We start from the raw sequence: 21,242 nt of genomic DNA on the forward strand, positions 1-21,242 counted from the left end.
AAGTTGCCTCTTTGTTGGCTGCACTCGCTCACCGCCGCGATGCATCTTGAAATCCATAGGGTGTACAAGCTTTAGCTATGACCTTAAATATACGCAAAAGTTGTGTCAAATTATGCTGCTAGCAGTTCTTTAGCGTTTGCCAGGGTATTTTTTGTCACTTCACTGCCTGCGAGAAGCCGCGCCAGCTCTTGTAATCTGGCTTTTTTATCCAGCAACTGCATTTGAGTTTCAGTTTCTTCACCGTCAGTCTGTTTACTGACATAAAAATGTTGGTGGCCACAACCGGCTACTTGAGGCAGGTGGGTGACGCACATAACCTGGGTAGATTCGCCTAATTCACGTAATAGACGGCCGACGATTGCGGCTGTTGGGCCGCTGATACCAACATCTACTTCATCGAAAATCAAGGCGGACGTTTCCATTTTCTTAGCCGTTATAACCTGAATTGCCAGCGCAATACGGGAAAGCTCACCACCCGAAGCAACTTTCGCGAGAGATTGGTGTGGTTGACCAGGGTTAGTAGTGACATTAAATTCAACTTTATCTGAACCATCAGCATTCAGATGTTCAGGTGCAAAAGAGACATCAATGGTAAAGCGACCATGTGGCATGGCGAGCTGATGCATGCTGCGAGTAATGAGCTCACTTAATTCTTTGGCATATTGCTGGCGAACCAGATGCAATCTTTTTGCGACTTCCAATGCCTGCTTATGGTGTTGATTAACCTGTTCACTAAGGTAGGTGCAGTCATCTTCTTGCTGCGCCAGTAGTTGCTGTTCTTCCAATAATTGTTGATGAAGTGAAGGAAGTTCTTCCGGAGCAACGTGGTGCTTACGAGCCACTCTAATTTGTTGTGAAATTTTTTGTTCCAATTCAAAAAGACGATTTGGGTCCATATCCAGTTGATCACCGTAGTGGCGGAGTTCATCGCTGACTTCATTAATTTGAATGGATGCTTCTTCCAGCATAGTGAGTAACTGGTTGAATTTATCATCCATAGTGATGAGTTCTGACAGTTCGTGTTTAGCGTAATTTAGCAGGCTGATAATATTTTGTTCATCGTTATCACTGAGTAGCTGGAGTGCGGTTTGGCTGACAGAGAGTAACTGACCACGGTTTGCTAACCGTTTATATTCATTATCTTGTTCCTGATATTCACCTGGTTGCGGTGCCAACTCATTGAGTTCTTTTAAATGATACTCCAGCAACTGTTGACGGGATTGACGTTCAAGCGCCTGTTGTTGGAATCGAGCAAGATCCTGACAACTTTGGTGCCATTGCTGATATGCCTGTTTCATTTCATTTTGTAGATTGGATTGATTAGCATAAGTATCAAGCAGGCGTTTTTGGTGACTATTATTCAATAGTAATTGGTGAGCGTGTTGACCATGAATTTGAATAAGATGGGCACCTAGTTCACGTAATTGGGAAAGCGGTACGGCAGTGCCATTGATAAAGCCTCTGGAACGACCATCTGACGTTATTGTACGGCGTAGTAAGCATTCATTGCTGTCATCAAGTTGGTGATTTTCTAACCATTGATGCGCAGAAGGCGTATCAGAAAGAGAAAACCGGGCGCAAATATCAGCACGAGAAGCCCCGCTACGCACCATATTGGCCTCACCACGATTACCCAGACATAAACCTAATGCATCAATTGCGATGGATTTACCCGCGCCGGTTTCACCCGTGATGGCTGTCATACCTGGCTGGAAGTCAATTTCCAGCTCACGAACAATGGCAAAATTGCTAATGGTTAACTGGGTGAGCATCACACTTCTCCTGTGTATAAAAACACCTCTGTATCTTCATACAGTATAAACTGGTTTTTTATACAGTAAAGTAGTGAAATCTTATTTTTTTAAAACATTTTTTTAGACCAGCTTAGTTTTGTACTTAATGTATTGAAATAATTATAGTCTTTAGGGTGAATGAGATTAAGCTTCTGTTTGCTGCGGCTAATAATCACATCTTCTCCATCCTGTATAGGTAGAACTATTTGGCTATCGCAACTGACTTCATAGTCGTTGCTATTTTGGGAAAATTTCAACCTTATGTTACTTTCGCTACTGATAACTAATGGCCGGGAAGACAATGTATGTGGAAACATTGGTACCAGGACGATAGCATCCAAGTTAGGTGTGAGAATCGGCCCACCTGCGGAAAGCGAGTAAGCTGTGGAACCCGTTGGCGTTGCGATAATGAGTCCGTCAGAACGTTGGGAAAAGGCAAAACGTTCATCGATATAGACTTCGAATTCAATCATATGTGCCACTTTCCCTGGATGGAGTACGACTTCGTTGATTGCGGTACTGATACGGGGCTTCTGTCCGTTTCTTCGGACTTGGGCTTCTAGCAGGAAGCGATGTTCGTTTCGATATTCGCCATCTAATACTTCAGAAAGTTGCTGTAGGGCATTATCTGGATCTAAGTCCGTTAGAAAACCCAGATTGCCTCTGTTAATGCCAATGACTTTAATGTCATAGCGGGAAAGGACTCGGGCAGCACCCAACATATTGCCGTCGCCACCAACGACGACAGCTAAATCAGCTTGTTTACCAATTTCGGTCAGACCGCCAGTTCGTGCATCTTTTAAACCAATGTCTTTGGCAACCTGACGATCAATAATGACAGAATAACCTTTGGATTTTAACCAATGATAAAGCATCTCATGAGTAGCAAGCGCTTCTGGATGGCGAGGATGGCCAACAATACCTATGCATTTGAATTTTTTATTCATCGTTGTAATTTCCTTCTAGCAAGAGGTTTTATCCTCACAATATGGCGGGTTCCCTTGAATCCCCAGTTTAGATCCCCATAATAGGCTAAGTAGCGAGATTAATGCCAAATACGCGGAGATATTCATGAGTAGTAAAGAACAAAAAATGCCTGACGAGCAAGTCTCGGAAGATATGGAAGTTGTATCTGAACAGCAAAACAGTGCGGATAAAGCAGAAGCATCGGAGACTGAAAGCGTTGTTGATCTGCGTGTCGCAGAGCTGGAAGAACAGCTCAAGCAGGCGCAACAACGTGAACGTGATGCCATTTTGCGTGCTAAGGCTGAAGTTGAAAATATCCGTCGTCGTACTGAGCAAGATGTGGAAAAAGCCCATAAGTTTGCGTTAGAAAGATTTGCCAATGAACTGCTACCGGTGATTGATAATCTTGAGCGCGCTTTGGAGGCAACAGATCGTACTAATACCGAAATAGCGCCTATGGTTGAAGGCATCGAGCTGACGTTGAAGTCTTTCCTTGGGGCTGTGGGTAAATTTGGTATTGAAGTTGTTGGCGACACAAATGTTCCTTTTAATCCTGAAATTCATCAGGCCATGACCATGATGGAATCCGATCAGCATGAACCGAATCATGTCATGATGGTCATGCAGAAAGGGTATACCTTAAATGGCCGTTTGTTGCGCCCGGCAATGGTAGCCGTATCGAAGTAATTTTAGCTTAGTCGTAATTTTAATTCAGTAATAAGTATCAGTGCCGCTCCGACAGGGGCGGCATTTTTTTATTGTGGCAACTCAGGTGTCCAGTTAATTGGCGCGATGCCTTGTTTTTCTAGCAATGCATTGGCTTTTGAAAAGTGTTTGCAGCCAAAGAACCCTCGGTGGGCAGATAGTGGAGATGGATGAGGTGCTTTGAGAACATGATGTTTATTAGCATCAATAAAGTAGCCCTTTTTTTGAGCGTGGGAACCCCAAAGCAGAAAAACGACGCCTGAACGGTGCTCATTGATAGCGGCAATGACTTTATCAGTGAAAGTTTCCCATCCCAGATTCGCGTGGGAGTGTGCATTACCACGTTCTACGGTGAGTACGGTATTGAGTAGTAACACTCCTTGTTTAGCCCAACTGACTAGGCAACCGTGATTTGGATGCTGGAAGTCAGGTATATCGGATGCCAATTCTTTGTACATATTAACCAGAGAAGGTGGTGTAGGAATACCCGGTTGTACAGAAAAAGAGAGGCCATGTGCTTGATTGGGGCCGTGGTAAGGGTCTTGCCCAAGTATCACCACCTTAATATCAGCCAATTCGGTGTAGCGGAATGCATTAAATACATCCTGTTGTGGCGGATAAATGGTTTTACCTGCCTGACGTTCTTTTGCGACATAGGCCAGTGTGTCGAGAAAATAGGGTTGTTTTTTCTCGTTACCGATTACGTCGTGCCATGTGAGAGGTGCGGACATAGTAAATCCTTTTTATAGATTACCAAATGGATGCTAGCTGACCGATTACAAAATCAGAGGAAAACCTTTGATGCACACTAAAACTAAATTCTTGATAACTATTTCAATGTTGTAAAGTATTTTTGAAAGTTTATCCAAAGAATTGCTTTGTGGTTAGCTATAGAAACTTATTTAAAACATAAGGTAGCAATATGTTTTATAGTAACTATATGAAATTAACTGTTCTGAATCAATGAGTATCCTCATTTGTGTGAGTATATCGGAATGAGACATATTGGCCTGACCGAATACCCCAGATAATTCATTGATAATTTTGTTTATTGTGCGGGCGTAGAGATAGAAATGATTACGGGTATGCAATACCGTGAAGGGCCAGATTGTGGTTAAGGATAAGCTGGATCGTTTGAATATCGTATGAAATCAAAACAATACTTGTTGTAAGCAGTCAGTTCACTTTGGCTCTTTTCTGGCTATTTATCGACAAATAATAGGTAGAAATTTCTCTGTTATCAGAGAGAAGAATCACAATTGCTTAATTTTTTTAACAAAATTTAAACATTTATTTAACTTAATGGTATTCCCTGCCGATAGATTAGTTGTACTAATTAGATCGTCGATTATTTTCAACTATCTTTAGGGGAATTTTATGAGTTTATCAATTGAAATGAATCTATCAGTCGATTCAAGTTTTCCCGTTTTAAATAATCTTCAACTTGTTACACCGCCTTCTGTTCCAGATCAGAATATTGAAAAAGCGACCACAGAAGTTTTTTCCCTCTCTGAAACAACTAAACAAAGTAATAGAGTCTATCAATCATTAATTAATGAGCAGAGTATTAACATTAATTTAAAGTCAATCACAGGAATTAAGTCTGAACAAATTAGTGGTAAACAATCTCATGAAATTGATTATATGTTGACCTTAATTTCTGATGATGTCTACATACGCACCACGATGGGAATAGGTGATTATGTTCGTCTTTCTGACGGTGAATTATTAAAGGCAGGAATAGAACCGGCAAATTTAAGGGATGAAACAACAGGTTTTCAGGCCGGTATTTATCGGAAAGATGATCTCTATATAGTTGCTTTTGTGGGCACTAATGATTTGAAGGATATATTAACTAATTTACGACAAGGTTTTGGATTTGATGAAGCTCAATATCATCAAGCCATTGATTTAGCTCGTACCGCCAGAATGGCATTTGGGGAAAACTTATTATTTACCGGGCACTCTTTGGGAGGGGGATTAGCCGCGACAGCCGCATTATCAGTTGGAAAGCCTGCGGTAATATTTAATTCAGCCGGTGTTTCTGACAATATGATGAAAAATTTGGGGTTTTCACCCCAAGAGGGTAGGGCTATCGCTGAAAATGGATTGGTGCGTCATTATGTTGTGGAACATGATTTGCTTGATACATTACAACAGAAACTGCCCGTATCTCAGCCGATAGGACATAAAATCTTACTGAAATACAATGATAATTCAGGAGAATCAGATCAAGGGTTTCCTCATAATCTGATACGTGGACTAAAAGCACATTCTCTTAAAAAGATGCTGGAATTATTAACGATATACAAACCTTGGTCATCTTTAAATGATGAACAGCAAGAAGAATCTCTAGTCAAGCTTAATGAACCGGATCTGAGTGTTTCCACATAATTAAAGAGAGGCGCGATGAAAATGAAAATTGGTGAAGTAATTGAGCCTGAATCGGAACTGGATTGTCAGCGGAGTGAAGAAAATATAACTCCGTTACAATGGGCTATATTCAATCAGCGAATGGATGATGTTAATAATTTGCTGAAAGAGGGCGCTGATCCTACTCAACCTGGTTTGCAACAAGAAAGTGCTTTACATACGGCTGCAAAAATCAACAACCCTGATTATCTTAAATCTTTGTTATCAATCGTGCCGGATGTGAATATTATGCATCCTGTAACCTTAGCAACACCTTTACATGTTGCAGTTCAGGTAGGAAGAAGAATGCAGATTGAATTACTGTTGGCCGCCGGTGCTAATCCTAATCAGGCTAATCGGATTGGAGATACTCCGTTACATATTGCAGCCAAAATCAATTCGCCGGAACTGGTGCTGATATTGTTGAAGTCGGGCGCTGATCCTAAATTGCAAAACAGGCAACAATCAACGTTCCAGATGTATCTCAATCTCACACCGTTAAAAGCGCAGAGCTATGAGATGCAAGCGGAATATAATGAAGTCAATCATTGGCTGAAAGCTCAGCAAGTCAGCCGGTATTATTTGAAGTAAGATAAAAACGGGCTATTTGGCCCGTTATTTTTCATTTAAATATCAATAAATTAAATCAGAAATTGTGGGTTGGAGCATTAGGATCAACTCACAAATCACCATGTTTTTATCGCATTTTATATATTCATTTATTTTCCTTAATAAACAATGTCTAAAACCCACTGTTGCTGGATATATTACCTTAAATATATTTCTGTTTTTCACAGTGAGCTTATATGATAAATGATATCTACATTGCTATAAGTATCCTTAGAGTGAGCCAAGATATCATTTGCTACAGGAATATCTGCTTAGACAAATATCACAAGCCTAAAAGTGTAAATGCGTCTGGATCTACGGGGCAGAGTCTAGAGGATATATTCAAAGTTACCGATAATGGCGGATTCGGCTAATAAATCGCTTCCCATAATACCAATACACCTATGCCTTTTATTTTCTTTTTAAGCAATAATGCTTTATTTTTGTGGGTAACGACTTATGGTCAGTATACTTGCAGACGGTATCATTGACATCTACTGTGGAGGGAAGAAACTCACTACCGAATGTTGTCCAGATGGACGTATCTATTATTTGTGGAGAAACATATGACTTCATTCTCTGGACGAGCATCGCCTTATTCCGAGGCATTACGTTCCTCATCATTCCGGAAATTGCTCATTGGTCAAGGCTTGTCAATGATTGGTGATGCAGTCTGTTTAGCTGCCCTTCCTGTCGCGTTGATTCATGCCAAACTTAGTGGGGAGGTTTTTGGCGTCATCATGGCTGCGGTAGGATTAGGGACGGTCATTGGGGCTGTTGCTGGAGGTCTGTTAGCAGACAGAAAGTCACCAAAACACATTCTCATTGCGACAGATACTGCCAGAGGGTTAGCGCAAGTTGCTGCAACTATGTTACTTATGTTAAACGCCCCATGGTGGGGATTAGTACTTGCCTATTTAATATTTGGTATTGGCATTGGCGTCTCTCGCCCATGTGCTCAAGTTCTGCTTGTAAACTTGCTACCCAAGCAAGCCTTAGTGGCAGGAAATGGAGCCATGAATTTTATAGATAACTTTGTGGCAGTAGTCTTTCCTGCCACAGTAGGAGTTATGATCATATTGTGGGAACCAGCATGGGGAATACTGGTTGATGGTATTACGTTTTTCGCAGCAGCTCTTTTTACTGCCCTGATACCCGATATAGGGGTTCGTGGTTCTGATGATAAATTCTCTATACGTGAGGTATTGAACGGTATCACAGTTATTACTGGTAACTCTGTATTGCTACTCGGATTTATCGCGACATTGATCCTGAATGTCTTGTGTTTCCCTATTTTCTTAGTCATCGCTCCATACACAATCAGTGATCGATTCAGCGATACAATGTGGGGGTTTTGTCTGGCAGCTTCGGGAGCTGGTGCATGTATTGGATCTGTTATAACAGTACTTACTGCTGGGCACCAACGTCTAATAAGACTTGCCGTGATCTGTGGTTTATTTCTCTGTAGTGCAATGTTTTTATTGGGTATAGGGGGCTTCTCTTGGATGGTCATTCTGGGGGCAATGTTTGTTGGGATTGTTGAAGCATCCTGGCTTACTGGTTGGGCCACTGCTATGCAAACTCTCTCTCCGGAAAAAGACCTTGGAAAAGTTGTAGCAGTAGATACTTTTGTTACCAGTGGTGCACACCCATTCATTTATCTTGGTGCAGGAATCATCGGTGCAACAGTGGGATATTCTGAAACACTAACATTGACTGCAATTGTCAGTGCTATTGGAATCATTGCCATCGCATTTGCTGCGATCATTCGCAAAATATGAAAGGAGAATAACATGTCACTGACCACCATTATTAAAGATACCCCAATATGGGTCTGGATTCTTTTTGCTTTTCTCATCAGGCGCGGGATCAGTGCCTTGTATGATCGTGAAATGCGAATTGATCGTCTTTTTTTACTACCAATAGTATTCCTGGTCTGGGGAATATATAACGTCATTTATGAAACAACATTCTCAGAGTTAGCCTTGATAGCGATGATAGCAGGTTTACTTGCCGGGATTGTAATGGGATGGGGTTTGTGGCGTTCTCAACCAAGGTTACGCGAAAAAGCAGACAGTGATTTAATCATCCGTCCTGGTACTTCGTTAACGCTGACGCTGATTGTTATCACATTTATCGTTAAGTTTATTATTACGACTATGTTAAGTATTCACCCTGCGTTGTTGCATTCGTTACATTTCAATCTGTTTTTTGGCTTTAGCAATGGTGTGCTTGACGGTATTTTCTGGGGAGGAACGCTAAATCTTTTTATTCCTTGGTACAGAAATAGGACCAAGAGTGTCTACAAATAGTGTTTATGAAACTCTAATACTCTCTGTTCTCCCCAGCCATGCTGTATACCTGATGAATTATTAATAGAAATAAAGAAGCGTTTGCTGAGGGTCCTATTTACTTACAGAATAATCTTACTACGTGAAACTGCATATTATAATTAACGGGCCAATCGGCCCGTTTAAAGATTTACTCATTGTTATTGGTTGGCGCTTCCGATTTTGGATTACCGGAAGGTTTACGGCGTTTACCGATATTTTTGCTATCCCGATGACGTATTTTGGCTTTTTTCTTCGATTCTTCCGCTTTCTTTTTCTCTTTGCGTTTAGCCAATACTTTTTTCGATGGCTTATTGCGAGCTTTGTCACTTGGTGCTTTGGTTGTTGGGCGAAGTTCATCAACCAGCCGCGATTTTAGTGGTTCATTCAGATAGCGACTGATTTTGCCTAATAAAGGATAATCATGTGCTTCCACTAAGGTAATTGCAGTACCTTTGCGACCTGCACGAGCTGTTCGGCCGATGCGGTGTAGATAAACATCGGCGGTGCGCGGTAAATCGAAGTTGAATACATGACTGATATCATCAATATCCAATCCACGGGCAGCAACGTCTGTTGCAACCAGAACAGTGATGCTGCCATCATTCAGGAGCTTAACTGCTTCCGTCCTTTTCGCCTGTACCATTTCCCCTTCAAGGAACCGGGCTTTAATGCCGGCTTGATGCAATTCACTTACAAGTTCGTGTACACGTTCACGTTTGCGAACAAAAATAATGGATTTAGTGACATCAGGTTGTTTCAGTAAATGGCAGAGCAGGGCTGTTTTGTGTACCAAATTATCTGCACGGTAGTAAAATTGCTGGATTTTTTTACGTTCACGACGTGATGGTTCCGCATCAATCTCAACTGGATCTTCCAGTAAACGTTCAGCAAAATCACGAATGGCTTCCCCTTCCAGAGTAGCAGAGAATAGCATGGTCTGTTTGCGCCAACGGGTTTCACCCGCTATGGTTTCAATATCGTTGGCAAAACCCATATCCAGCATACGATCGGCTTCATCAAGGATCAGTGTTTCAACTGCCCGGCAATCAAAGTTTTCTTCCTTGATATATTGCAGCAGACGGCCTGTAGTGGCGACGACAATATCTTGATTCTCGCTGAAAATTTCTGCGTGATTCATATAGGCTACGCCGCCAGTAATGGTAGCGATATCCAGATTGGTATGCGCAGCGAATTCTTTTGCCTGATCTGCCACTTGCATGGCTAGCTCTCGGGTGGGTGTCAGAATCAGAATGCGTGGTGGTCCAGATTTTTTGCGTGGAAAATCCAATAAATGTTGCATAGCTGGCAGCAGGTAAGCCGCGGTTTTACCGGTACCGGTAGGCGCTGATCCTAATACATCACGCCCGTCCATTGCTGCTGGAATAGCCGCAGCCTGAATGGCTGTTGGGCGGGAGTAACCTTTATCATTTAGGGCGTCAAGCAGGCGTTCATCAAGCTCAAGTTCAGAAAAGTTTGTTGCAGTCATTATATACCTCTGTTTAGGCCGCCGATTATAAACAGGTTGGGCGTATTGTTCATCTATTAAAGCGGTCAGTTAAGAGTAGATAGCTTTTATCGAAACATAATAACCCTTATCCTATGGCGAAATTTATTGAGCTAAATAGATATAGGTTATTAATTTGAAACAGAAACGACCTTTACGCCGGGATGGATTTACTTTCAAGCGATTTTTTGTTGGTCATGATCGGTGTGCGATGAAAGTCGGGACTGATGGCGTTTTATTGGGAGCATGGGCTCCGGTGAGTGATAAAAAAACGATTTTAGATATTGGCTGTGGCAGTGGACTCATTGCGTTGATGCTAGCACAGCGTGCGGATGAAAATACTAAAATTGATGCAGTGGAACTGGATACAGAAGCCGCATTGCAGGCGCAAGATAATGTAGAACAATCTCCTTGGCGGAAAAGAATAGATGTTTATCAGCAGGATATTGGTGATTTTGCTGAACAGTATTCGCAATGTTATGACTTAATTGTCAGTAATCCCCCCTATTTTCAACCGGCTGTTGCTTGTCGAAATGAGGCAAGGGAACAGGCTCGTTATACGGGGTCACTGACTCACCAGCGATTATTACAATATGCAGAGAAGTTGATTACAACGGATGGTCTGTTTTGTGTGGTACTGCCATATGCCATTGGTGAGGAATTTGAAACAATGGCATGTCGTTTGGGTTGGTTTTCCCATCATCGGGTCAATATTCGCGACAGGCAAAGCAAACCATTGCATCGGATATTATTGGCATTTTCCCGTAAGGAAAAAACCGGCTTAATTAGTGAATTGACTATTCGTCAGCCAGACGGTACATATACGCAAGAATTTCAGCAATTGGTGACGGATTTCTATCTCTATTATTGAATTATTGACAAAACCACGCCGGAGCGTGGTCATGCAGAGGTTTTGCCAGCAAAAATCAGGGGATCAAAATCGTTGGTTTTGATTCTGGCAGTAAATCGGGATAATCCAGTGTGAAATGCAGACCTCGGCTCTCCTTCCTGTCTAACGCACAACGCACGATTAATTCAGCGACTTGCACCAGATTTCGTAATTCCAGCAGATTGTTAGAAATCCTGAAATTGGAATAATAATCGTGAATTTCCTGTTGCAACATATTAATACGGCGCAGTGCTCGTTCCAGGCGTTTGGTTGTACGCACAATGCCGACGTAATCCCACATAAATAAGCGTAATTCGTGCCAGTTGTGCTGAATGACGACCTGTTCATCTGAATTGTCAACCCGGCTCTCATCCCAGAAGGGGAGTGGTGGTACTTCTGCTATTGTTTCAATCTGTTGTTGGATATCTTCTGCGGCAGACCAGCCGTACACCAGACACTCCAGCAGAGAGTTAGATGCCATACGGTTTGCACCATGCAGACCTGTATAGCTGACTTCACCGATAGCATATAAATTGTGGAGGTCTGTGTGTCCCTGATGATCGACAACAATACCACCGCAGGTGTAATGGGCGGCAGGAACGATTGGGATCGGTTCTTTTGTTAGATCAAAGCCCAGTGTCAGCAGTTTTTCATAAATCATAGGAAAATGGTGGATAATGAAATCCGCTGGTTTGTGGCTGATATCCAGAAACATGCAGTCAGCACCAAGGCGTTTCATTTCATGGTCAATCGCCCGTGCTACGATATCGCGAGGGGCTAATTCAGCACGTTCATCAAAATCAAGCATAAAGCGGCTGCCATCTGGTCGTTTCAGATATGCCCCTTCACCTCGCAAGGCTTCTGTCAACAGGAAATTGCGTGCCTGTGGATGGAAAAGGCAAGTCGGGTGAAACTGGTTAAATTCGAGATTGGCGATGCGGCAACCCGCGCGCCATGCCATTGCAATGCCATCGCCGGATGAGATATCGGGATTGGTCGTATATTGATAGACTTTAGCTGCGCCGCCTGTCGCTAATACCACGACTTTGGCGCGATAAGTTTCCACCTGTTCTTGCTGACGGTTCCAGATATAAGCGCCGACGACTCGGTTTTCACCATCTAACCGGGCTTTATTGGAAGTAATTAAGTCAACCGCGTTGTAGCGCTCTTTCACCGTAATATTCGGATGAGACATCGCTTTATCAACCAGTGTCGTTTCTACCTCTTTGCCGGTTGTATCAGCATGATGCAGAATACGACGATGGCTGTGACCACCTTCACGGGTCAGATGATATTGTTTTTCTCCCTCTTCGCTGGTTTCTGTATCAAACATAACCCCTTGATCAATCAACCATTGTACGCAATGACGGGCATTGCTGGTGATAAACTCAACAGCGCTTTTATCGCAAAGCCCAGATCCGGCGATAAGGGTATCTTCAACATGAGATGCGATACTGTCTGTTTTATCAAATACAGCGGCGATACCGCCCTGAGCATAATAGGATGCACCTTCGCTGAGAATACTCTTACTTAATACAGTGACTTTATATTGTGAGGCCAGCCGTAAAGCCAGAGACAGGCCAGCGACACCGCTGCCGATAATAAGTACATCGCTGTAATGTTGTGAGAATAATGATTGCATAATTGATGATGTATGAAGAAGATGGGTAAAAATCATGTTAGCCTATCAGATATGAGAAAGGCGATGATTGCAACAAAATGATGGCAGAAATTGAACTTCGCAGAATTTTATTACTTAAAGCCATGCTTGCTTGGGAATAGGACATCATGGTTAGTTCAGTAAATATCAATGTGGAGCTTTGCTTCGGGAGATTTAACCTCGGATGAGCGAGCAGTTAACGGATCAAATGCTGGTTGAGCGAGTGCAGAAAGGTGATCAAAAGGCGTTTAACCTACTGGTAGTCAGATATCAGCATAAAGTGGCGAGTCTTTTATCCCGCTATATTCCGCATGGTGATGTTCCTGACGTTGCTCAGGAAACATTTATTAAAGCCTATCGGGCATTGGCTTCGTTTCGTGGCGATAGTGCTTTTTATACTTGGTTGTACCGTATCGCAGTAAATACTGCGAAGAATTATCTGACCTCTCAAGGGCGCCGTCCGCCGTCCAGTGATTTGGATGCCAGTGACGCAGAAAATTATGAAATTTCGAATGGATTGAAAGAAATTTCGAACCCTGAGAATTTAATGTTGTCAGAAGAATTGAGGCAGGTGGTTTTCCGTACCATTGAATCTCTTCCCGAAGATTTGCGAATAGCAATAACGCTGAGGGAATTGGATGGGTTAAGCTATGAAGAAATAGCTACCATTATGAATTGTCCGGTAGGTACGGTTCGTTCCCGTATCTTCCGTGCAAGGGAAGCCATTGATGATAACATTCAACCACTGATTTAAAATTAAAAATAGTGGAACAATACTGAAGGGTACTTTGGCATGCAAAGAGAAAAACTTTCCGCATTGATGGATGGCGAAACTCTTGATAGTGAAGTCGTTAGTATTTTGTCTAAAGATTCTGTAATGCAGAAACGCTGGGAAAATTACCACTTGATCCGTGACACATTGCGCGGTGATGTGACAGAAGTATTGCATCTGGATATTGCTAGTCAGGTTGCATTGGCGCTTGAAAAAGAGCCGGTTCATTCCATTGCTGGGGCTATTCCTGAATCTCAGCCTCAACCAGAGAGCTGGCAAAAAATGCCGTTCTGGCAGAAGTTGCGCCCTTGGGTGAGTCAAATGGTTCAAGTGAGTGTTGCAGCCTGTGTTTCGCTGGCAGTATTGGTTGGTGTGCAGCAGTACAACAGTCATAGTGCTGAGGATCTTGAATATCAATCTGATACGCCCGCATTTAATACTTTGCCAATGATGGGATCGGCTTCTCCGGTGAGTTTGGGAGTGCCTTCCGGTGATGATCTGTTTGGTAATGATCAGCGCATTCAAATGCAGGAGCGTAATAAACGTATTAACATCATGCTGCAACAATATGAACTCGATCGCCGTGTGCATTTTAAGCAAAATGACGAACGGGGAATTTCACCACAGGTTGCTATTCCGGTTCCCGGAACGCAATCTTTAGGAACACAATAGCAGTAATGAAACATATTTGGTTTTCCGTTTGTTTGCTGGCAGGTTGCCTGTTTGCTCCTTTACAAGCCTCGGCGCAGTTTAGCAGCGCTGAGGTTTTGTTACAGGAGATGAGAAATGCTACTCAGTCTCTGACTTACGAGCTTGCTTTTATCAATCTTAACCAACAGGCTATCGTCTCAGTTCGTTATCGCCACGCTGTTATAGATGGTATTCCAATTGCTCAGATTATGCAGATGGATGGCTCTCGTCGGGAAGTTGTTCAGCGTGGTAATGAGATCAGTTATTTTGAGCCGGGATTGGATGCTTTCAGTCTTAGTGGTAATCATATTATTGATTATTTACCCTCCGTCATTTTTGCTGACTTCAATCAGTTGAAAAAGTATTACAATTTTATTGATGTTGGTCGTACCCATATCGGTGATAGGCCGTGTAGGGTTGTACGCATCACCTCCAAAGACGAAGTGCGTTATAATTATATTTTACTGATCGACGAAGAGACGCATTTACCATTACGTATTGATTTACTTGATCGTGATAGTGAGACGCTTGAGCAATTTAGGGTTGTTTCTTCCACCATCGGTGGGGGTATCAATGATGCAATGAGTGTGATTACTCGCTTGAATATGCCGCCAATGCTGGTCATTCCACCATCAGAAAAGGTCATATTCAATTGGAAAGTGGGTAAATTACCGGCTGGTTTCGTTGAGGTTTCGCGTAACCGTCGTAAATTATCAAATAGTGACTCACTTGAATCCATTATGTTCAGTGATGGCCTGTTTAGCTTTTCCGTGAATGTGGCTAATGTTAATAAGACCGGTAAGTTGGAATATCCTCTCCGTCGTGGGCCCCGAACGATTTATAGTGCGATACGTGGAGCAAATGAGGTGACAATTATTGGTGAGTTACCATTGGCGACTGCCAAGCGTATCGCTGCTGGTATCGCATTTATAGGAGCTAATTGATGGTCAAAGAGTGGGCAACAGTAATTCGCTGGCAACAGGGGCGGGCATTATTACGTTATGGTTCCTCTTCTGGTTGTGGCAGTTGTCAGGCGCGAGCGACGTGTGGCTCTTATTTACTCAATAAATTAGGGTCTGATGGCATACATCAGATTGAACTGGAGATTTTACAACCGTTGCAGCCGGGGCAAAAAGTGGAAGTTGGCATCCCCGAAGGGAGCTTGCTGCGTTCGGCGTTGCTGGTTTATCTGACTCCGCTTATTGGGTTATTCCTTGGTGGCGCACTTTTTCAGTTATGGATGACCAATCAATTGTGGGTGTTTTGTGGTGGCGTTTTAGGAGGCGCGTTAGGGTTCTTCTTTGCTCGCAGAATCGCCACTTACTGGGATAATCGGCAGGAATATCAACCTGTCGTTTTGCAAATTGGCTTGCCTCCTGATGCCATTCACATTCAGCATCGGGAATAAATCTATTTTAATCATCCAAAACGTTTAACAACTCATACTTTAAAGCCGCAGGCATGACTAGGTTTTCGTAGATTTGGCATGTAGAATACAGCCTTTCAGGCCGGTGGCCGACCTAATAAACCGTCGCTTTATGTCCCTCGTGTGTCCATTAGGCGAATGACTCAGAAATATCAAGGCAGAAAAATATTTATAATGAAGCAAATACGAAATTTCTCCATTATTGCTCACATTGACCACGGTAAGTCGACGTTATCTGACCGTATTATTCAAATTTGTGGTGGCTTAACAGATCGTGAAATGGCAGAGCAAGTGCTGGATTCTATGGATCTTGAGCGTGAGCGTGGTATCACCATTAAGGCCCAAAGCGTCACCTTGGATTACAAGGCGAATGATGGGCAACTTTATCAATTAAACTTTATCGATACGCCGGGGCATGTTGATTTCTCATATGAAGTTTCCCGCTCACTAGCTGCCTGCGAAGGGGCGTTGCTGGTGGTTGATGCGGGACAGGGAGTGGAAGCTCAGACGCTGGCTAACTGTTATACCGCATTGGATATGGATCTGGCGGTTGTCCCTGTTCTGAACAAAATCGATTTGCCGGCGGCAGAACCTGAGCGTGTAGCGGAAGAGATCGAAGATATCGTCGGTATTGATGCTACCGACGCCGTGCGTTGTTCAGCCAAAACGGGGGTCGGCGTACAAGACGTCATTGAGCGCTTGGTTAAAGAGATTCCTGCGCCGGAAGGCGATCCTGATGCGCCATTACAAGCTCTTATCATTGACTCATGGTTTGATAACTACCTTGGTGTTGTCTCCCTGGTACGGATTAAAAACGGTACCTTGCGTAAGGGTGATAAAATCAAGGTAATGAGTACCGGCCAGGTATATAACGCCGATCGTCTTGGCATTTTCACCCCTAAGCGCGTTGATCGCGATGTATTAGATTGTGGCGAAGTGGGCTGGTTAGTTTGTGCAATTAAAGACATTCTTGGCGCGCCTGTCGGGGATACCTTGACATTGGCCCGTCAGCCTGCGGAAAAACCACTTCCGGGCTTTAAAAAAGTGAAGCCACAGGTTTATGCAGGGCTATTCCCCGTCAGTTCTGATGACTATGAAGCATTCCGTGATGCACTAGGTAAATTGAGTCTGAATGACGCTTCGCTATTTTATGAGCCAGAAAGTTCTTCTGCATTGGGTTTTGGTTTCCGTTGCGGTTTCCTTGGCCTGTTGCATATGGAGATTATTCAAGAACGTCTGGAGCGTGAATATGATCTCGACCTTATTACAACGGCGCCGACGGTTGTGTATGAAGTGGAGACAACTAGCCGCGAGGTTCTCTATGTGGATAGCCCCTCTAAACTACCACCGCTGAATAATATTGAAGAGCTGCGTGAACCAATTGCTGAGTGTCATATGCTGTTGCCTCAGGAGTACTTGGGGAATGTTATTACATTATGTGTTGAGAAACGCGGGGTGCAAACCAACATGGTTTACCACGGTAAACAGGTTGCACTGACTTACGAAATACCGATGGCAGAAGTGGTTTTGGACTTCTTCGATCGATTAAAATCTACCTCTCGCGGTTATGCTTCGCTGGATTATAATTTCACTCGTTTCCAGTCATCTGATATGGTTCGTGTAGATGTATTGATCAACGGTGAACGAGTTGATGCATTGGCGTTAATTACTCATCGTGGCAATGCACAGTACCGTGGCCGGGAGCTGGTGGAGAAGATGAAAGAACTTATTCCTCGTCAGCAGTTCGACATCGCAATTCAGGCTGCGATTGGTAATCATATTATTGCTCGCTCAACAGTGAAGCAATTGCGTAAAAACGTCTTGGCGAAGTGTTATGGTGGTGACGTCAGCCGTAAGAAAAAGCTATTGCAGAAACAGAAAGAGGGTAAGAAACGTATGAAACAAGTGGGTAACGTTGAGTTACCACAAGAAGCTTTCTTAGCCATTCTTCATGTTGGTAAAGACAATTAATAAGCTTGTAAGGAGTCTAAATGGCTAACACTTTTGCCCTGATCCTAACGTTGGCAACGTTAGTCACCGGCATTATTTGGTGTATTGATCGTTTCAAATGGGCACCAGCGCGCAAGAAAAAACTTGCCAGATTGCAAGAGTTGACTGAAGGCACAATGGATCAGGAGCATCTGGCTGAGACTATTAACAAGCCAACATGGGTGGATACTTGTTCATCTATTTTTCCTGTGTTAGCTGTGGTTCTGATTCTGCGCTCTTTTGTTTATGAGCCTTTTCAGATTCCATCGGGTTCCATGATGCCAACTTTATTGATTGGTGATTTCATTCTGGTGGAGAAATATTCATACGGATTGAAAGATCCCATCACTCAAACAACACTGATTAAGACTGGTGAACCAAAGCGTGGTGATGTTGCCGTATTTAAATACCCGTTGGACCCTAGTTTTGACTACATTAAACGGGTGGTTGGTTTACCGGGCGATAAAATTATTTATGATCCGGCGAAGAAAGAGCTGCGTATTTTTTCTAATTGCAGCAAGACAGGGAATTGTCAGGAAGAATTACCGGTTTCTTACGGTTCACTATTCCCAAGTGAATGGACAATGCAACAGTATGGCGTCAATTCCAAGGGTGAAAGTTTGAGGAAGGTAGGTGTTTTCCAAATCCCGGTTGAAGAAACGCTGCCGCCTTACAGTATGCGGCAGGGTGAACGAATTGAGAATCTGGATGCGGTAACTCACCATATTTTGGAGATTCCAGGTGTACTATCGGTACCTAATTTCCGTCAGCCTGGCTTGCCAGAGGGAATGTGGATCGTACCCGAAGGCCACTATTTTATGATGGGTGATAACCGTGATAATAGCGCTGATAGCCGTGTATGGGGCTTTGTCCCGGAGAAGAATTTGGTGGGTCGCGCTTCCGCCATCTGGATGAGTTTTGAAAAACAGGAAGGAGAATGGCCTACCGGAGTTCGCTTCAGCCGTATTGGTGGAATTAATTAATATTTTTATATTAGCGAAGCATTAATTTTACTCGCAGTGTAGAATGTCCTTTCAAACTTAATAACTGGCTCCTGTAAGGAGCCAGTGCAAACGCAACAGTTTTGTCAGGGGTTCCTGTAACAGGTCTGTTGCGTGTGCGTTTTTATTTGACGAATTCTGACCGATATTGGTAGCACATGAATCCCATCGTAATTAACAGATTGCAGCGTAAGCTGGGGTACACTTTTGATCAGCATGATCTGCTGATACAAGCGTTAACTCATCGTAGTGCCAGCAGTAAACATAATGAGCGGCTGGAATTTCTTGGTGACTCAATCCTGAGTTTTGTTATTGCCAATGCGTTGTATCATCGTTTTCCTCGTGTTGATGAGGGGGATATGAGCCGTATGCGTGCCACATTGGTGCGTGGTAATACACTGGCTGAATTAGCAAGGGAATTTGAATTGGGTGAATGCCTGCGTTTGGGGCCTGGGGAATTGAAAAGCGGTGGCTACCGTCGTGAATCAATACTGGCTGACACCGTTGAAGCATTGATTGGTGCGATTTTCCTTGATAGCGATATCCAGACTATTGAAAGAATTATCCTGAGATGGTACGAAACTCGCTTGAATGAAATCAGCCCTGGCGACAAACAGAAAGATCCAAAAACTCGTTTACAGGAATATTTGCAAGGGCATCATCTGCCTCTGCCATCGTATCTGGTTGTTATGGTTCGTGGTGAAGCTCACGACCAAGAATTTACTATTCACTGTCAAGTGAGTGGTATCGAACTGCCGGTTAAAGGAACAGGCTCTAGCCGTCGCAAAGCGGAACAGGCAGCGGCTGAGCAAGCATTAAAACAACTGGAGCTTGAATGAGCGAACAAGAAACCTATTGCGGATTTGTTGCAATAGTTGGGCGGCCTAATGTGGGGAAATCCACACTGCTAAATCAGCTTTTAGGCCAGAAAGTGTCTATCACTTCCCGTAAACCGCAAACGACCCGTCACCGTATTATGGGTATCCATACTGAAGGTGCTTATCAGACTATTTATGTGGATACGCCTGGGTTACATATTGAAGAAAAACGGGCGATTAACCGGCTGATGAACCGTGCCGCCAGCAGTTCTATCGGTGATGTGGAGTTGGTTATTTTTGTTGTCGAAGGGACTCATTGGACCCCGGATGACGAGATGGTACTGAACAAACTGCGTAATCTGCGGTGTCCGGTTTTACTGGCTATCAATAAAGTGGATAACGTGACCGATAAAACCAGCTTGTTGCCACATATTGGTTTTCTCAGTAAACAGATGAGTTTTCTTGATGTTGTCCCAATGAGCGCTGAAAAAGGCATGAATGTTGATACGATTGCCAAAATTGTGCGCGGATATATACCGAAAGCGACTCACCATTTCCCGGAAGATTATATTACTGACCGTTCTCAGCGGTTTATGGCTTCTGAAATCATTCGAGAAAAGCTTATGCGTTTTCTTGGTGACGAATTGCCATATTCTGTCACGGTTGAAATTGAGCAGTTCGTGGCGAATGAGCGCGGTGGTTACAATATCCACGGTTTGATTCTGGTTGAGCGTGAAGGCCAGAAGAAAATGGTTATTGGTAATAAAGGCAGTAAAATCAAGACTATTGGTATTGAAGCCCGTCAGGATATGGAAAGGCTGTTTGATGTCAAAATCCACTTAGAACTGTGGGTTAAAGTTAAAGCGGGTTGGGCTGATGATGAGCGAGCATTACGTAGCTTGGGTTACGTCGATGATTTGAAATAAGGCATCCCCTGTGGACGGTTGGCAACGTGTTTTTGTTCTTCATGGGCGACCTTACAGTGAAACTAGTTTGTTACTGGATCTGTTCACTGAAAATGAAGGGCGGATTAGCGTGTTGGCAAAAGGTGCGCGTAGCCGTCGTTCCAACTTGAAAGGCTGCTTGCAGCCATTTACCCCATTGCTGGTGCGTTGGAGTGGGCGGGGGGCAATTAAAACGCTGCGTGATGCAGATCCTATCTCTCTGGCCCTTCCTCTTACCGGCAGTGTGTTGTACAGCGGTTTATATATCAATGAATTGTTGTCAAGAGTGCTTGAACAGGGAACGGCTTATCCTGCCTTATTCTTTGATTATCTCCAATGTTTGCAGGTTCTTGCTGCCAGTGAATATACACCGGAATATGCATTGCGTCGGTTTGAACTAGCGTTGCTGGCAAATCTTGGTTATGGCGTTGATTATCTGCATTGTGCGGGAAGTGGTGAACCTGTCGCTGACACGATGACCTACCGTTATAGAGAAGAAAAAGGATTTATCGCTAGCTTGGTTGTTGATCATTACAGCTTTACCGGGCGCGAATTAAAATCACTGGCGACTCGTGAATTCCCTGATTCTGCGACATTAAAGGCAGCAAAGCGTTTCACACGTATTGCATTGAAACCTTATCTCGGTGGCAAACCTTTAAAAAGTCGTGAATTATTTCGGCAGTTTGTACGTCAGAAGCCTGAACAGAAAGAAAACTAATGAATTTGTTTCT

General features: G+C 43.4%; 20 protein-coding genes. 15 read left to right on the plus strand and 5 right to left on the minus strand.

What is annotated here, in order from left to right; genetic code table 11:
- Positions 1–110 precede the first annotated feature (110 nt).
- Both recN and nadK read right to left on the minus strand, forming a co-directional pair.
- Positions 111–1,772: a DNA repair protein RecN gene (gene recN / locus EAE90_RS01660; RefSeq protein ID WP_214051976.1), complete on the minus strand. Its 1,662-nt coding sequence runs from the start codon at positions 1,770–1,772 to the stop codon at positions 111–113.
- An 89-nt stretch (positions 1,773–1,861) separates the two neighbouring features.
- On the minus strand, positions 1,862–2,740 hold the full coding sequence (gene nadK, locus EAE90_RS01665) for an NAD(+) kinase (protein ID WP_214051977.1): 879 nt from the start codon (positions 2,738–2,740) through the stop codon (positions 1,862–1,864).
- A gap of 124 nt (positions 2,741–2,864) precedes the next feature.
- On the opposite strand from nadK, the gene grpE reads away from it, so the two are divergent.
- Complete coding sequence (gene grpE / locus EAE90_RS01670) at positions 2,865–3,446, plus strand: nucleotide exchange factor GrpE (protein WP_036777822.1); 582 nt, start codon at positions 2,865–2,867, stop codon at positions 3,444–3,446.
- A 68-nt stretch (positions 3,447–3,514) separates the two neighbouring features.
- Here grpE and ung read toward each other — a convergent pair whose 3' ends face one another.
- A complete protein-coding gene (gene ung, locus EAE90_RS01675; protein ID WP_214051978.1) occupies positions 3,515–4,195 on the minus strand; it encodes a uracil-DNA glycosylase in 681 nt (226 codons plus the stop codon).
- A 646-nt stretch (positions 4,196–4,841) separates the two neighbouring features.
- Here ung and EAE90_RS01680 point away from each other — a divergent pair.
- The 4 genes from EAE90_RS01680 to EAE90_RS01695 all read left to right on the plus strand — a co-directional run bounded on the left by EAE90_RS01680 (position 4,842) and on the right by EAE90_RS01695 (position 8,797).
- On the plus strand, positions 4,842–5,858 hold the full coding sequence (locus EAE90_RS01680) for a Tle-like phospholipase domain-containing protein (protein WP_214051979.1): 1,017 nt from the start codon (positions 4,842–4,844) through the stop codon (positions 5,856–5,858).
- Positions 5,859–5,873: 15 nt separating this feature from the next.
- The gene (locus EAE90_RS01685; RefSeq protein WP_246550195.1) at positions 5,874–6,467 is read left to right on the plus strand and encodes an ankyrin repeat domain-containing protein; all 594 of its coding nucleotides are present in this window, start codon (positions 5,874–5,876) and stop codon (positions 6,465–6,467) included.
- A gap of 584 nt (positions 6,468–7,051) precedes the next feature.
- Positions 7,052–8,266, plus strand: a complete 1,215-nt coding sequence (locus EAE90_RS01690; protein ID WP_214051980.1) for an MFS transporter — start codon at positions 7,052–7,054, stop codon at positions 8,264–8,266.
- 12 nt (positions 8,267–8,278) lie between these two features.
- Positions 8,279–8,797 (plus strand): DUF6622 family protein, encoded by a 519-nt coding sequence (locus EAE90_RS01695; protein WP_214051981.1) that lies wholly within the window; start codon positions 8,279–8,281, stop codon positions 8,795–8,797.
- A 169-nt stretch (positions 8,798–8,966) separates the two neighbouring features.
- Here the strand turns inward: EAE90_RS01695 and srmB are convergent, their stop codons facing one another.
- The gene (srmB, locus tag EAE90_RS01700; protein ID WP_214051982.1) at positions 8,967–10,304 is read right to left on the minus strand and encodes an ATP-dependent RNA helicase SrmB; all 1,338 of its coding nucleotides are present in this window, start codon (positions 10,302–10,304) and stop codon (positions 8,967–8,969) included.
- 154 nt (positions 10,305–10,458) lie between these two features.
- Between srmB and trmN the strand changes: the two genes are divergently transcribed.
- Complete coding sequence (trmN, locus tag EAE90_RS01705) at positions 10,459–11,193, plus strand: tRNA(1)(Val) (adenine(37)-N(6))-methyltransferase TrmN (protein WP_214051983.1); 735 nt, start codon at positions 10,459–10,461, stop codon at positions 11,191–11,193.
- Between the two features lie 55 nt (positions 11,194–11,248).
- On the opposite strand, the gene nadB is transcribed toward trmN, so the two are convergent.
- Positions 11,249–12,889: an L-aspartate oxidase gene (nadB, locus tag EAE90_RS01710; protein ID WP_422615970.1), complete on the minus strand. Its 1,641-nt coding sequence runs from the start codon at positions 12,887–12,889 to the stop codon at positions 11,249–11,251.
- Positions 12,890–13,055: 166 nt separating this feature from the next.
- On the opposite strand from nadB, the gene rpoE reads away from it, so the two are divergent.
- From rpoE to recO, 9 genes are all read left to right on the plus strand, one after another.
- Entirely contained in the window at positions 13,056–13,625 is a 570-nt protein-coding gene (gene rpoE, locus EAE90_RS01715) for an RNA polymerase sigma factor RpoE (RefSeq protein WP_214051984.1), read from the plus strand.
- Positions 13,626–13,664: 39 nt separating this feature from the next.
- Positions 13,665–14,315, plus strand: a complete 651-nt coding sequence (rseA, locus tag EAE90_RS01720) for an anti-sigma-E factor RseA (protein ID WP_214051985.1) — start codon at positions 13,665–13,667, stop codon at positions 14,313–14,315.
- A gap of 5 nt (positions 14,316–14,320) precedes the next feature.
- A complete protein-coding gene (rseB, locus tag EAE90_RS01725) occupies positions 14,321–15,277 on the plus strand; it encodes a sigma-E factor regulatory protein RseB (protein ID WP_214051986.1) in 957 nt (318 codons plus the stop codon).
- The gene (gene rseC / locus EAE90_RS01730; protein WP_214051987.1) at positions 15,277–15,741 is read left to right on the plus strand and encodes a SoxR-reducing system protein RseC; all 465 of its coding nucleotides are present in this window, start codon (positions 15,277–15,279) and stop codon (positions 15,739–15,741) included. The genes rseB and rseC overlap by 1 nt, the downstream gene beginning before the upstream one ends.
- Positions 15,742–15,933: 192 nt before the next feature.
- The gene (gene lepA / locus EAE90_RS01735; RefSeq protein WP_214051988.1) at positions 15,934–17,730 is read left to right on the plus strand and encodes a translation elongation factor 4; all 1,797 of its coding nucleotides are present in this window, start codon (positions 15,934–15,936) and stop codon (positions 17,728–17,730) included.
- A gap of 20 nt (positions 17,731–17,750) precedes the next feature.
- Positions 17,751–18,731, plus strand: coding sequence for a signal peptidase I (gene lepB, locus EAE90_RS01740; protein WP_214051989.1), 981 nt, complete (start codon positions 17,751–17,753; stop codon positions 18,729–18,731).
- A gap of 176 nt (positions 18,732–18,907) precedes the next feature.
- Positions 18,908–19,588 carry a ribonuclease III gene (gene rnc / locus EAE90_RS01745; RefSeq protein ID WP_046396035.1) on the plus strand — a complete coding sequence of 227 codons (681 nt, stop codon included), beginning with the start codon at positions 18,908–18,910 and terminating at the stop codon, positions 19,586–19,588.
- The gene (gene era / locus EAE90_RS01750) at positions 19,585–20,493 is read left to right on the plus strand and encodes a GTPase Era (RefSeq protein WP_046396034.1); all 909 of its coding nucleotides are present in this window, start codon (positions 19,585–19,587) and stop codon (positions 20,491–20,493) included. Before rnc ends, era begins: the two co-directional genes overlap by 4 nt.
- A 10-nt stretch (positions 20,494–20,503) precedes the next feature.
- A complete protein-coding gene (recO, locus tag EAE90_RS01755) occupies positions 20,504–21,229 on the plus strand; it encodes a DNA repair protein RecO (RefSeq protein ID WP_214051990.1) in 726 nt (241 codons plus the stop codon).
- Positions 21,230–21,242: the final 13 nt, after the last annotated feature.

It is taken from the genome of Photorhabdus caribbeanensis (assembly GCF_018448885.1).
Classification (GTDB): Bacteria; Pseudomonadota; Gammaproteobacteria; order Enterobacterales; family Enterobacteriaceae; genus Photorhabdus; species Photorhabdus caribbeanensis.